This window comes from Peribacillus sp. NPDC060253 (assembly GCF_042727425.1).
Classification (GTDB): domain Bacteria; phylum Bacillota; class Bacilli; order Bacillales; family DSM-1321; genus Peribacillus.
This window is the reverse complement of the sequence record NZ_JBHXAS010000133.1, coordinates 1-12,581: the sequence shown is the minus strand read 5'-3', so window position 1 is coordinate 12,581 and position 12,581 is coordinate 1. Positions and strand designations below refer to the sequence as shown.

Sequence of the window (12,581 nt, the reverse complement as noted above, 5' to 3'; positions counted from 1 at the left end):
GTAAAATTAAAAGGCATGAGCCCGGTAGATTACCGGATTCATGCCCTCAAGGCTGCCTAATTAAATAAAGTGTCTAACTTTTTGGGTTCACTTCAGAATTTGTCCGGATCTTTATGCTTTTTAGGTCAATCTAATTTCTTGTTAGCTGAGGTTTCTTTAATGGATAAGTATAACATCATCAATGTCACAAACCAGCTAATGAGTGAAGCGAATGGAACCGTTGCTTGAAAGGAATCCATGATGGTGAAGAAAATAGTGGTAAGCGTAATGCTGTAAGCACCAATTCTCCATAGATGCCTATAGGAAGTCGAACGGCCAAGGGCACTTTTGAAAAGAAGACCGAAAGCTGCAAGGATTGTCACTTTTATGAAAATCCCACTAGCAGTAAACAAGTATAATATAAGTAGTAGCAATGGAAGGATAATCGGCAGCACAGACTCGACTGAATCAAGCCAAGTGGATATTTTCTGATTATCACCTTCCAAAAGGGAATATGGAGAGGACTGTACGTTGCCTCCAGATACGAAAACGAGATCAGACTTTAAAAGGGCGACAGCTTCATCAGATTTTGCAGCCACTTTTTCCGGAGTCAAGGTCCCGGTACCATCTACAAAAATTTGATATCCATTTTTATTCATGGTGAAGGGTTCACCATTCTCAGTCGTCAATGTGCCATTTTTGATTTCAAATTGAGGTAAGTCTTCAGATACTGTTTCGTGCATGGCATCTAGCCCATCAACCATCATTGTACCGAAATAATAAGCTGAAGGGAGAAAAGCGATGAGACTAACAAAAAATACGTACAAAATCGTTTTGCCGATACCTTGGTTTTGAAAGGAAGCGATATCTTTAGGAGAATATAAGCTTACCCATAGTTGTTTGAATATGTTCAATGTTTTCAGCACCTAACTATATAAGATTCCTAACCAATTTTAACTATATGGGAAAAATAAAACAACCTGTATTCTGCTACATTGGTTTCAACCATCAATAAAGAGGCAATTATGGAGAGAAAGAGGCAAATTACAAATGAAATGAGAAAGGGCGTTTTTAATTGTGGATACACTATTTTGGATCATAATTATCCTCATGTTCATAATGGGCTTTGTCGGTCTGATTTTTCCAATCATCCCAAGTGTTTTATTCATATTTGGCGGAATGTTGTTATATGGATTATTTTATTCTTTTGAACCATTTGGCTGGTTCTTCTGGACGGTCCAAATTTTATTCGTCATCCTTCTGTTCGCGGCTGATTATATCGCAAACATGGTTGGGGTCAAAAAATACGGCGGCACGAAAGCGGGAGTTTGGGGCAGTACGATTGGGCTCCTTGTCGGACCATTCGTGATTCCATTCGTCGGAATATTAATAGGCCCATTCATCGGGGCATTCCTGGCAGAAATCCTAGTTCATAAAAAAGATCCGGTTACAGCTTCTAAAATCGGCCTGGGATCCGTTGTAGGTTTTATAAGCAGTGTGATTACAAAAGGTATCATTCAACTTTTGATGATTGGATATTTTATATACGTGGTATTCTCATAGGAAATATTATTGAAAAATGAAAAAATGAGGCATATGGTTTGAAACGGTTATAAAAATTTGATACTCTATTGCTAGCGAGCTTTAGGTATCATTCGAGAACTGAAGCCCTCAAAAAAAAACAGCTTACATAGGGAGGAATTTTATTATGGCTTTTGAACTTCCACAATTACCGTATGCATACGATGCATTAGAACCACACATTGACAAAGAAACAATGAACATTCACCACACTAAACATCACAACACATATGTGACAAACTTGAACAATGCTCTGGAAGGCAACCAAGAACTTCTAAGCAAAAGCGTTGAAGAAATTGTCGCTAACCTTGATGCAGTGCCAGAAGCTGTTCGTACTGCTGTACGCAACAATGGTGGCGGTCATGCTAACCACACATTATTCTGGGAAATCCTTTCACCAAACGGTGGCGGACAACCAACTGGTGAATTAGCGGATGCTATCACTTCAAAATTCGGCAGCTTTGACAGCTTCAAAGAAGAGTTCGCTAAAGCGGCTACTACTCGTTTTGGATCTGGCTGGGCTTGGCTTGCAGTCAACAATGGCGAGTTAGAAGTAACAAGTACACCAAACCAAGACAATCCATTATCAGAAGGTAAAACTCCACTTCTAGGATTAGACGTTTGGGAACATGCTTACTACCTAAACTACCAAAACCGTCGTCCTGAATACATCAATTCTTTCTGGAATGTTGTAAACTGGGATGAAGTTGCAAAACGTTACAGCGCTGCAAAATAATAAGTAATTAAAAAAGACAGGATTCCTTTTGTGAAAAGGAATCCTGTCTTTTTTTTGTTTCTTTAATCCAAACAGGAACATGAAAAAAACAATATAAAGGTAAAGCGTAACGCTGTTTCGCCAAAAGAAGTGAAAGGAATTCACGAGTAACACTTCGAATTCACGAGTAAAAGCTGCAAATTCACGAGTAAACACCGCGAATTCACGAGTAAAAGCCTGAAATTCACGAGTAAAAGCCTGAAATTCACGAGTAACGCACAAATTTACGAGTAAACACTCCGAATTCACCGAGTAAAAATCAAAAACTCACGAGTAAACACTCCGAATTCACGAGTAAAAGCTCAAAACTCACGAGTAAAAGCCTGAAATTCACGAGTAACGCACAAATTTACGAATAAACACTCCGAATTCACGAGTAAAAGCCAAAAACTCACGAGTAAACACCGCGAATTCACGAGTAAAAGCCTGAAATTCACGAGTAACGCACAAATTTACGAGTAAACACTCCGAATTCATTAGTAAAAGCCAAAAACTCACGAGTAAACACTCCGAATTCATGAACATCGACTTCGCCTCCGCCAATCGAAGAGTTTTCTTTACACTGTTTCGGAGTAGAAGAAGCTAAAAGGAAAACAGTATAAGTGCAACTACTTCTCTGCCTCCGCCAATCGAAGAGTTTTCTTTACACTGTTTCGGAGTAGAAGAAGCTAAAAGGAAAACAGTATAAGTGCAACTACTTCTCTGTCTTCGCCATCCTGTCTCGCCAATCGAAGAGTTTTCTTTACACTGTTTCGGAGTGGAAGAAGCTAAAAGGAAAACAGTATTAGTGCAACTACTTCTCTGTCTTCGCCATCCTGTCTCGCCAATCGAAGAGTTTTCTTTACACTGTTTCGGAGTGGAAGAAGCAAAAGGAAAACAGTATAAGTGCAACTACTTCTCTGTCTTCGCCATCCTGCCTCCGGCAATCGAAGAGTTTTCTTTACACTGTTTCGGAGTAGAAGAGGCTAAAAGGAAAACAGTATAAGTGCAACTACTTCTCTGCCTCCGGCAATCGAAGAGTTTTCTTTACTTTTTTTTTACATAAATCCCCTTGTTTTTTCAAACACTAGAGTGGAATTTAAAGGAGAGTTAAAACAATGGGTATTTTAGAGAGATGGTTGGGTGAAGCGGGAGGAAAGAAGGATCTGCACCTCCTATTGTTTATTGGCGGCTTGTACAGTTTAAGCATTGCTTTATCCAATACATTTGTTAATGTGTACTTGTGGAAACAATCCGGTCAAATTGTTGATATTGCCGTATATAATCTAACCGTGGTGCTTTTTCAACCGCTAACCTTTGTTTTTGCAGGCAGGCTGGCGAAAAAAGTGGATCGAATCATTGTTTTGCGTCTAGGTGTTATCTTTTTGGCCCTATTTTATTTATCTGTCCTATTGGTTGGCACGCGGGCCACGGATTTCATTTGGCTGCTTGGTGCATTGATAGGAATAGGCTATGGGTTTTATTGGCTTGCTTATAATGTTTTGACGTTTGAGATTACGGAACCTGAAACAAGAGACTTCTTCAATGGTTTTTTAGGGATTTTATCATCCCTTGGGGGGATGGTTGGTCCGATTCTTTCAGGGTTCATCATTTCGAGGCTTGAAAAATTCACAGGTTATTCCATTGTATTCGGGTTGTCTTTGCTCTTGTTTTCCGTTGCCGTGTTTCTTAGCTTTTCATTAAAAAGGCGCCCGGCTCATGGGAAATACTTTTTCCTTCGGATATTGAAAGAACGTAAAAATAATCGGAATTGGCTTTTAATCACTCGTGCACACTTTTTTCAAGGTATACGAGAGGGTACATTCATGTTCATCATTTCGATTATCGTTTTCATTCAGACGGAGAGTGAGCTTGCCTTAGGGAGCTATGGTCTATTAAATTCAGCCATTTCATTCGTTGCGTATTATCTTGCATCTCGTTATATAAAACAGCCGATGCGAAAAAAGGCGATTCTTATAGGAGGAATCCTGTTGTATGCAGGGGTCTTACTGATTGCCTTTGATTTCACTTTCGGAAAACTTCTCATATATGGGGCGGTGGTGGCAACTGCCTATCCGATTCTTTTGGTCCCTTATATATCATTGACGTATGACATTATAGGCCGAGCATGGAAAGCAGCGGAAATGAGGATTGAATATATCGTGGTCAGGGAGCTTTTCGTTCATTTTGGAAGGATTGTATCAATATCGGGATTCATTCTGTCCGTCCTTTTTTTCGACCTAAAGCAAATGCTTCCGTTTTATCTGCTGATCGTCGGGGCGGGGCATACCGTGATATATTGGTTTGTACGGAAAATCGATATCAATGACCAAGTTTAAAAAAGAGGCCATAGAGGCCTCTTTTCAATTTCGATGCCTTGCGTTTTTGTATGTTATGAGCCGTAAGTCACTTTTTATGGAAAGTTCGTTAGATGTTTAATATTTCTAGAACACTAAGGTAGAAAAAAATATAAATGTTCTATAGAATAGTATAGGACTATTATGACTATGTAAAAAGGATGTGTGGCTTAGTGTGAATAAAAAGAAAAAGAAAAAGACGCATGTGCCTTTCAGATTGAATATTCTTTTCTTTTTAGTGTTTGTTTTGTTTTCCGCTTTAATTTTACGCTTGGGTGTTGTACAGATTGTATATGGTGATGATTACCGGCGTGAGATTGAAAGAACAGAGGAAGTGACCGTGAATAATTCGGTGCCCCGTGGAAAAATGTATGACCGGAATTTAAAACTGATGGTCGACAACCAACCACTGGATGCAATTACATATACACGAAAGCAAGGTACGAAACAAGCAGAAATGGTGGAAACGGCTGAGAAACTCGCAAAATTGATTGAAAAAGACACAGATAAAGTGACTGAGCGCGATAAAAAGGATTTTTGGATATTGAATAATCCAAAATTGGCCGAGAAAAAGATTACGGATAAAGAGCGAAAACAAGTCGAACAGGGCGAGATGGAAGAAAGTGATTTGTATAAGCTTCAGCTCGAAAGGATTACGGCGGATGAAATGAAAATTTCGGATAAGGATATGGAAACTCTCGCCATTTATAGGGAGTTTGCAAGCGGATATGCCCTTACTCCGCAGATCGTGAAAAACAAGAAAGTAACGAAAGAAGAATTCGCCAGGGTGAGTGAAAACCTTGATTCGCTTCCTGGGGTCGATATATCAACGGATTGGGATCGTTTTTATACGTATAATAAAACACTTAAATCTGTATTGGGTAAAGTTTCCTCATCTGAAGAAGGATTGCCTAGTGAAAGCCTGAACTACTACCTTGCACGTGATTACAGCCGGAATGACCGTGTAGGTAAGAGTTATATTGAGGCGCAATATGAAGATATCCTCCAAGGGCAGAAAGCGAAAGTAAGGAATGTGACCGATAAATCAGGAAATGTGGTCGATTCCGAAGTGGTTACCGAAGGTTCGCGAGGAAAAGATCTTATATTGACAGTTGATATGGATTTACAGCTTGCAACAGAGGAAATCATTGAAAAGCAATTGATTGCCAAGAAAAAAATGGGTAACACCAAATTCTTGGACAGGGCCTTTGTCGTCATGATGGATCCCGATACAGGGGAAGTATTAACGATGGCCGGTAAGAAATATGAGAAGGACCCTGAAACCGGCAAATCTTCCATTGAGGACTTTGCATTAGGTAATATCACGACTTCTTATACGATGGGTTCTGCGGTTAAAGGTGCTACCGTTTTAACCGGTTATCAGCAAGGGGCGATCCAGCCGGGTACGTACTTTTATGATACGAAGTTGAAAATCAAAGGTACCCCCGCTAAAGGTTCATATAGTAACTTTGGGAACATTAATGATTTAACCGCCTTAAAAGTATCTTCCAACGTTTATATGTTCAGAACGGCCATTAATATTGCGGGTGCGCATTATGTGCCGAATGAGCCATTGAATATTAGTTCTAGCGCCTTTTCGACCATGCGGAATTCATTTGCCCAGTTTGGCTTGGGAGTCCGTACAGGGATTGATCTCCCGAATGAAATGAGCGGGTTCAAAGGTTCCGAAACATCTCCAGGTAAGCTGCTTGACCTTGCTATCGGACAGTATGATACGTACACACCAATGCAACTCGCGCAATATGTTTCAGCCATCGCAAATGGCGGTAACCGCATGAAGCCGCATATGGTTAAGGAAATCCGCGATCCGGTTGATAATAATGAGGAATTGGGTCCCGTAGCCGAAGATGTTTCACCGACTGTCCTTAATCGACTTGAAATGAAGGAAGAATGGATAAAACGTGTGCAGAGCGGTTTCGAGAAAGTTTCAATGGAACAAGGCGGAACAGCATATAGGTATTTTGGTAATAAACCATATACGGTAGCGGCTAAAACTGGGACGGCGCAAGCGTTCTATGATGGTCCGAACCGAGCGAATTATAGCGAACCTCAAGATACGATGAATATCACAATGGTCGGTTATGCACCTGCTAAAAATCCGGAAGTTGCTTTTGCTGTTGTTGTTCCGTGGGCGTATCAGGGCCATTCGGGCCATGATATGAGTAAAGAAATAGGTGAAGAAATCATGGATACTTATTTCAAACTGAAAAAAGAACGGGCTAAGAAGGAAAATACCGAAACCTCGACTGATTTGAAAGTGGAGAATGGTAAAGAAGTTCAAAAAGACCAGGCTGAAGTTAGAAAAAGCCAGGAAAATGAATAAAAAGTTAAAACACGTTTTTGGGTAAAACCGAAAACGTGTTTTTTTTGCATTTTTAAAAACGAGAGCAGTCCAGTTCTTTCATCTTTACAATTAGTACACAATAATTTACTGAATATTTACATTTGCTTCAAACGGGGTTTACAGTCTAAAAGTATGATTTGGTTGTAGGACAAAATATTCATATAAAATTCTTAGGGGGATTTACAAATGAAACGTTTCAAAGGCATGGCAATGACTGTAGTGATGGGTGGAGTAATTGCAGTAGCGGCGGGTTGTGGATCCGATGACACTAAGACAAGCAGCAGTGAAGGAAAAGGATCAGGCCAACTGCAGGGAGAAGTGATTACGGATGGTTCTTCAACGGTCTTTCCAATCATGGAGGCAGTTGCCGAAGAATATATGGGTGCACAGCCTGATGTGAAGGTTTCAGTGGGATCGTCAGGAACAGGTGGGGGATTCAAGAAATTCATCGCTGGTGATACGGACTTAGCCAATGCATCCCGCCCGGTCAAAGAAGAAGAGAGTGCCTTACTTGATGAAAAGGGAGTTAAATATACAGAATTGAAATTGGCTTTTGACGGTATTTCAATCGTCGCCAATAAAGATAATGAATTCATCGATTCACTAACAGTTGAAGAACTTCAAAAACTGTGGATTGATAATGGAAAAGTGAAGAAATGGTCTGATATACGTCCTGAATGGCCGAAGGAAGAAATTAAATTCTACTCTCCGGGAACCGATTCAGGCACATATGATTATTTCAATGAAGTGATCCTTGAAGAAAAACCTATGGTGGAAAATGCTACGCTTTCAGAAGATGATAATGTTCTTGTACAAGGTGTAGAAGGTGATAAAAATGCGATTGGATTCTTCGGTTATGCCTACTATGCAGAAAATAAAGATAAGTTAAAGATCATTTCCATCGACAACGGTAAAGGTGCTGTTGAGCCAACACATGAAACGATTAAAAGTGGGGAGTATGCACCATTGTCACGTCCGCTTTACACATATGTAGCTAATAAGTCGGTAGCAGAAAAAGAACAAGTTGCAGATTATACTCAATTCGTCATAGAAAATGCAGGAGAGCTCGCTGAAGAAGTGGGTTATGTCAGCCTGCCGGAAGAAGAGTACCAGAAAGATCTTGATAAATTAAAAGAACTGGAAAAATAAACGATATTACAGGCTACTGAAATCCCGCCTTTACTAGATTAAGGCGGGGGTAACAGCTTGTAAATCCAAATATTGTGTGTCTGAAATGGAGGATGCAAGTTGGAACTTAGAAAAACAGAAATGTATTCTGTACAGGAAATGATCCTGGAAAAGAAACGTAAGAAAAAAGTGAATATGGAAAAAATCATACCTAAGCTTTTGTTCCTTACGGCGGCAATTTCCGTCTTTACTACAATAGGGATCATCTTGACGCTTATATTTGAAACATTTATCTTTTTTGACAGAGTATCTATCGTGGAATTTTTTACAGAAGCTAAATGGCTGCCATTTGCATCAACACCTTCATTTGGAATTATGCCACTTATCGTTGGAACGTTGAAGATAACAGTCATAGCAGCGGTGGTTGCAGTGCCAGTAGGGCTTGCAACAGCCATTTTCTTGAGTGAATATGCATCTGAGAAAACACGGAGAATCATCAAGCCGATTTTAGAAGTTTTAGCTGGGATTCCTACTATCGTTTACGGCTTTTTTGCCTTAACTTTTGTAACACCGGTTTTGCGTGATTTATTTCCTTCCCTTGACATGTTCAATGCCCTAAGTCCTGGGATCGTTGTAGGTATCATGATCATGCCGATGATAGCCTCATTGTCGGAAGATGCCCTTGTATCGGTACCAAAGTCGATTCGCGAAGGTGCGTATGCTTTAGGAGCAACGAAACTCGAAACGACAATTAAAGTGGTATTGCCAGCAGCCATTTCAGGTATTATGGCATCCATCGTCCTTGCTTTATCCAGAGCGATCGGGGAAACCATGATTGTGAGCGTTGCCGGTGGCTCGACCCCAAATATGAGCATGGATGTCACTTCATCGATTCAAACGATGACGGCTTATATTGTACAGGTCAGTTCGGGGGATGCAGGGTACGGGACAACGATTTACTACAGCATATATGCGGTTGGAATGACACTGTTCGTCTTTACGCTTATCATGAATTTACTGGCGCAGTTCATCTCTCGCAAGTTCAGGGAGGAATATTAAGTCATGAAACTGATAAACAAAAGTCATGTTGCAAAAAAAATGCCTGCTAGGCTGGCTGTTAACACGATTTGTAAAGGATTATTTTTCTTGGCAACATTGGTTGGCCTCCTCGTATTGGCCATCTTATTTTATCGGATATTCACTCAAGGAATTGGCAGTTTGAATGGGGATTTCCTTCAGAACTTCGCTTCCAGAAAACCTGAAGAGGCTGGTATAAAAGCAGCACTGATCGGTTCGATATGGTTGATGGTAGTGGTGGCTCCAGTTTCCCTGCTGCTTGGTGTTGGAACGGCCATCTATTTAGAGGAATATGCCAGGAAGAATTGGATTACCACTTTTATCAAAGTGAATATTTCCAATCTGGCAGGTGTCCCGTCAATAGTATTTGGACTGTTGGGCTTAACGGTTTTCGTTCGTGCTCTAGCCTTGGACCGGTCCATATTGGCAGCAGGCTTGACCATGAGCCTGCTCGTTCTCCCGGTCATCATAGTAGCTGCCCAAGAGGCCATACGTGCCGTACCTCGTGATTTAAGGGAAGCTTCATTTGGAATGGGTGCAACAAAGTGGCAAACCATATTGAAAGTGGTCCTTCCGGCTGCGATACCTGGCATTTTAACTGGGGGAATACTTGCTTTGTCACGGGCAATCGGTGAAACGGCTCCATTGGTGGTGGTTGGCATACCAATGTTCATCGCCTTTTTACCGCAATCGTTCATGGATACATTTACAGTGCTGCCAATGCAAATCTATAATTGGACATCTCGTCCGCAGGAGGAATTCCAGCAGGTTGCTGCCGCGGGAATCATCGTCTTACTCATCCTGTTAATATTCATGAATTCAATAGCGGTTATCATTCGAAATAAATTCCAGAAAAGATACTGATAGGGGGAAGGAAGCATGAATATGACCTTAACGAGAGAAAAAGAGTCACCGGCAATCGGGGTTGAAAATGTCGGATCAGCTGCCTTGACGGAAAAGGTGTATGAAACATCCAATCTTAATTTATGGTATGGAGAAAACCATGCTTTGAAAAATATTAATCTAGATATGCATCAAAATGAAGTGACCGCCATCATCGGTCCTTCAGGATGTGGGAAATCCACTTACATCAAAACATTGAACCGAATGATAGATCTAGTCCCAGATGTGAAAACGACAGGCCAGATTAAATATAGGAATAGGAATATCCTTGATCAGTCCTATAAGGTGGAAGACTTAAGGACACAGGTGGGAATGGTCTTCCAAAAACCCAATCCCTTTCCTAAATCCATTTATGAAAATGTTGTATACGGACCAAAAATCCATGGAATTAAAAATAAAAAAATTCTTGATGAGATCGTTGAAAAGAGTTTGAAAGGGGCTGCCATCTGGGATGAAGTGAAAGACCGACTGCATGAAAATGCATATGGACTTTCAGGAGGACAGCAACAGCGCCTTTGTCTCGCCAGATGTTTGGCAATCGAACCAGATGTCATATTAATGGATGAACCGACATCTGCCCTTGATCCGATATCCACTTTGAAAATAGAAGAATTGGTCCAAGAACTGAAAAAAGATTTCAGCATCATCATCGTTACCCATAACATGCAGCAAGCAGCACGTATCTCTGATAGAACAGCCTTCTTCTTAAATGGGGAAGTCATCGAATATTCTGATACAAACACCATCTTCTCTAATCCGAATGATAAAAGAACAGAAGATTACATTACCGGACGCTTCGGTTAAAGAGAAAGGGAGATGCGATAATGATCGTTCGTGAAAATTTTGAGCTTCAATTGAAAGAATTACAGGAGAAAATCGTGAAGTTGGCTAATTTAGCTTCAGGGGCGATATCAAAATCATATGCCGCACTGGAAAACAATAATGTCGATGCTGCTCTTGAAGTTATTGATGATGATACAATCGCTGATTTACTGGAAGAGGAAATTAACGACTTTGCGATTTTACTGATTGCAAAGCAGCAGCCGGTTGCGATTGATTTAAGGCGTATCATTGCTGCCATAAAAATCGCATCGGATATTGAAAGGATGGCAGACTTTGGTGTGAATATCGCTAAATCAGCCATCCGAATCGGTGACCAGCCATTTATTCTGCCTTTAACACCATTAAAAGAGATGCATGATATTACATTAAAGATGATTCAACTCTCGATAGAAGCATTTGAGAAGGAAGATGTTGCTCTTTCGAGAGAAATCATTGAAATGGATGATGAGGTTGATCGCTTTTATGGAGATATGATTCGAAGTCTCCTTCGCCTTTCAGATGAAAAGAACCTTCAGCAGGTCACTCAGCTTTCCTTAATTGCCCGATATTTGGAAAGGACAGCGGACCATACAACGAATATTGCAGAAAATATTTATTTCCTGGTAAGAGGGAGATATATTAGCAGGAATGAATGAACCTATCCCTAAGTTGAAAAAAAAGAGAGGCTTTTTGGTCGGACAAAGTCCATTAAAAAGTCTCTCTTATTATTAATGGGTCAAAGTATTGGCCAATTGTCTAAATGTCATAGTATTCGTAGCCACAAATTCGCCGATTTGAATTTTTTTTGAGAAATCATGTTCATTCATATATGCTTCAAACCCAGCAGCATCATCGATGATTTTTTCCTTTGAAAGCCTACTGGCAATTTCCGATGTTGTCATATTCGATTTGATTTTGATTGTATAGGAAACGATGGAAAGATCCTTTTTTGAAGGTGCTTTTTCCTCTAAGTCTTGATCCGTTTCCTTTGGAGTCTGAACTGTCTGTTTAGCTTCCTTCATCGGAAGTGATACGACAAATCCCTCATTCTCCAGCAATTCCTTTGCTTCTTCTGTAGTCGGGGTGGTACCTTTGATTAATCCAGTACCATAATAACAGCCAGCAAAGATTGTTGTTGTAAAGATGATGCCAGCGGAAAGGCCCTGCATGCTTGCTTTATTCATCTTCATTTCCCCGCAATCTTTGTTGTTCGATGACAGAAATGGTTTGTTCCCTTGTTAGTGAGGATTGTTTGGCGATTTGGTCCAAAGGAAGGCCTTGACTATATAAGGATAGAACCTGGCTTTTTAGAATTTCGTGAATCGGTTCGATATCATTGGAAGTGACAGGCGGTTGTTTGAATCTTTCTTTTATGGGAGGAACAGGGTCATCCTGGATAACGAATTCTTCTTCAAGAATCTTCATTTTCTTTTTTATTTGGTACATATCCTGCATATATGTTATGGTCATCTGTTCTAAATCTTCTTCTAATTTGGCCACTTTGTCTTTTCTGAAAAAGGAAAGGATAAGAAGGACGATTGCTAGCGAGAATAGAAGGATGATGAGAGTTTCCATGTTTTCACCTCAGAAGATAATTTTCGACATATACATATAT

At 40.3% G+C, this 12,581-nt stretch carries 14 protein-coding genes; 10 read left to right on the top strand and 4 right to left on the bottom strand.

What is annotated here, in order from left to right; all coding sequences use genetic code 11:
• Positions 1 to 125 precede the first annotated feature (125 nt).
• A complete protein-coding gene (locus ACFWE9_RS22995; protein ID WP_230162862.1) occupies positions 126 to 893 on the bottom strand; it encodes a DUF1189 domain-containing protein in 768 nt (255 codons plus the stop codon).
• Positions 894 to 1,056: 163 nt separating this feature from the next.
• Here ACFWE9_RS22995 and ACFWE9_RS22990 point away from each other — a divergent pair, with 163 nt between their 5' ends.
• Both ACFWE9_RS22990 and sodA read left to right on the top strand, forming a co-directional pair.
• Positions 1,057 to 1,542 (top strand): DUF456 domain-containing protein, encoded by a 486-nt coding sequence (locus ACFWE9_RS22990; protein WP_230162860.1) that lies wholly within the window; start codon positions 1,057 to 1,059, stop codon positions 1,540 to 1,542.
• A 145-nt stretch (positions 1,543 to 1,687) separates the two neighbouring features.
• Positions 1,688 to 2,296, top strand: coding sequence for a superoxide dismutase SodA (sodA, locus tag ACFWE9_RS22985; protein ID WP_034308436.1), 609 nt, complete (start codon positions 1,688 to 1,690; stop codon positions 2,294 to 2,296).
• Positions 2,297 to 2,665: 369 nt separating this feature from the next.
• On the opposite strand, the gene ACFWE9_RS22980 is transcribed toward sodA, so the two are convergent.
• Entirely contained in the window at positions 2,666 to 2,860 is a 195-nt protein-coding gene (locus tag ACFWE9_RS22980; protein ID WP_377358966.1) for a hypothetical protein, read from the bottom strand.
• 163 nt (positions 2,861 to 3,023) lie between these two features.
• Here ACFWE9_RS22980 and ACFWE9_RS22975 point away from each other — a divergent pair, with 163 nt between their 5' ends.
• The 8 genes from ACFWE9_RS22975 (at position 3,024) to phoU (ending at position 11,622) form a co-directional block, all read left to right on the top strand.
• Positions 3,024 to 3,320, top strand: coding sequence for a hypothetical protein (locus ACFWE9_RS22975; RefSeq protein ID WP_377358964.1), 297 nt, complete (start codon positions 3,024 to 3,026; stop codon positions 3,318 to 3,320).
• A gap of 112 nt (positions 3,321 to 3,432) precedes the next feature.
• Complete coding sequence (locus ACFWE9_RS22970) at positions 3,433 to 4,653, top strand: MFS transporter (protein WP_230162857.1); 1,221 nt, start codon at positions 3,433 to 3,435, stop codon at positions 4,651 to 4,653.
• A 193-nt stretch (positions 4,654 to 4,846) separates the two neighbouring features.
• On the top strand, positions 4,847 to 7,015 hold the full coding sequence (locus ACFWE9_RS22965) for a peptidoglycan D,D-transpeptidase FtsI family protein (RefSeq protein ID WP_230162855.1): 2,169 nt from the start codon (positions 4,847 to 4,849) through the stop codon (positions 7,013 to 7,015).
• A 207-nt stretch (positions 7,016 to 7,222) separates the two neighbouring features.
• Positions 7,223 to 8,185, top strand: a complete 963-nt coding sequence (locus ACFWE9_RS22960; RefSeq protein WP_230162853.1) for a PstS family phosphate ABC transporter substrate-binding protein — start codon at positions 7,223 to 7,225, stop codon at positions 8,183 to 8,185.
• A 120-nt stretch (positions 8,186 to 8,305) separates the two neighbouring features.
• On the top strand, positions 8,306 to 9,223 hold the full coding sequence (gene pstC, locus ACFWE9_RS22955) for a phosphate ABC transporter permease subunit PstC (protein WP_230162864.1): 918 nt from the start codon (positions 8,306 to 8,308) through the stop codon (positions 9,221 to 9,223).
• A gap of 3 nt (positions 9,224 to 9,226) precedes the next feature.
• Positions 9,227 to 10,105, top strand: coding sequence for a phosphate ABC transporter permease PstA (gene pstA / locus ACFWE9_RS22950; RefSeq protein ID WP_230162851.1), 879 nt, complete (start codon positions 9,227 to 9,229; stop codon positions 10,103 to 10,105).
• Positions 10,106 to 10,120: 15 nt separating this feature from the next.
• A complete protein-coding gene (gene pstB / locus ACFWE9_RS22945; RefSeq protein ID WP_377358961.1) occupies positions 10,121 to 10,948 on the top strand; it encodes a phosphate ABC transporter ATP-binding protein PstB in 828 nt (275 codons plus the stop codon).
• A 20-nt stretch (positions 10,949 to 10,968) separates the two neighbouring features.
• Positions 10,969 to 11,622 carry a phosphate signaling complex protein PhoU gene (phoU, locus tag ACFWE9_RS22940; RefSeq protein ID WP_230162847.1) on the top strand — a complete coding sequence of 218 codons (654 nt, stop codon included), beginning with the start codon at positions 10,969 to 10,971 and terminating at the stop codon, positions 11,620 to 11,622.
• Between the two features lie 72 nt (positions 11,623 to 11,694).
• Here the strand turns inward: phoU and ACFWE9_RS22935 are convergent, their stop codons facing one another.
• Together ACFWE9_RS22935 and ACFWE9_RS22930 are read right to left on the bottom strand one after the other, a co-directional pair.
• Positions 11,695 to 12,150, bottom strand: a complete 456-nt coding sequence (locus tag ACFWE9_RS22935; protein WP_377358959.1) for a hypothetical protein — start codon at positions 12,148 to 12,150, stop codon at positions 11,695 to 11,697.
• Positions 12,143 to 12,541 (bottom strand): hypothetical protein, encoded by a 399-nt coding sequence (locus tag ACFWE9_RS22930; RefSeq protein ID WP_230162843.1) that lies wholly within the window; start codon positions 12,539 to 12,541, stop codon positions 12,143 to 12,145. The genes ACFWE9_RS22935 and ACFWE9_RS22930 overlap by 8 nt, the downstream gene beginning before the upstream one ends.
• Positions 12,542 to 12,581: the final 40 nt, after the last annotated feature.

Coding starts and splice junctions, on each gene's coding strand:
- sodA (WP_034308436.1), top strand. CDS start 1,688: ATGGCTTTTGAACTTCCACAATTACCGTATGCATACGATGCATTAGAA.
- ACFWE9_RS22980 (WP_377358966.1), bottom strand. CDS start 2,860: ATGTTCATGAATTCGGAGTGTTTACTCGTGAGTTTTTGGCTTTTACTA.
- ACFWE9_RS22970 (WP_230162857.1), top strand. CDS start 3,433: ATGGGTATTTTAGAGAGATGGTTGGGTGAAGCGGGAGGAAAGAAGGAT.
- ACFWE9_RS22960 (WP_230162853.1), top strand. CDS start 7,223: ATGAAACGTTTCAAAGGCATGGCAATGACTGTAGTGATGGGTGGAGTA.
- pstC (WP_230162864.1), top strand. CDS start 8,306: ATGTATTCTGTACAGGAAATGATCCTGGAAAAGAAACGTAAGAAAAAA.
- pstA (WP_230162851.1), top strand. CDS start 9,227: ATGAAACTGATAAACAAAAGTCATGTTGCAAAAAAAATGCCTGCTAGG.
- pstB (WP_377358961.1), top strand. CDS start 10,121: ATGAATATGACCTTAACGAGAGAAAAAGAGTCACCGGCAATCGGGGTT.
- phoU (WP_230162847.1), top strand. CDS start 10,969: ATGATCGTTCGTGAAAATTTTGAGCTTCAATTGAAAGAATTACAGGAG.
- ACFWE9_RS22935 (WP_377358959.1), bottom strand. CDS start 12,150: ATGAATAAAGCAAGCATGCAGGGCCTTTCCGCTGGCATCATCTTTACA.
- ACFWE9_RS22930 (WP_230162843.1), bottom strand. CDS start 12,541: ATGGAAACTCTCATCATCCTTCTATTCTCGCTAGCAATCGTCCTTCTT.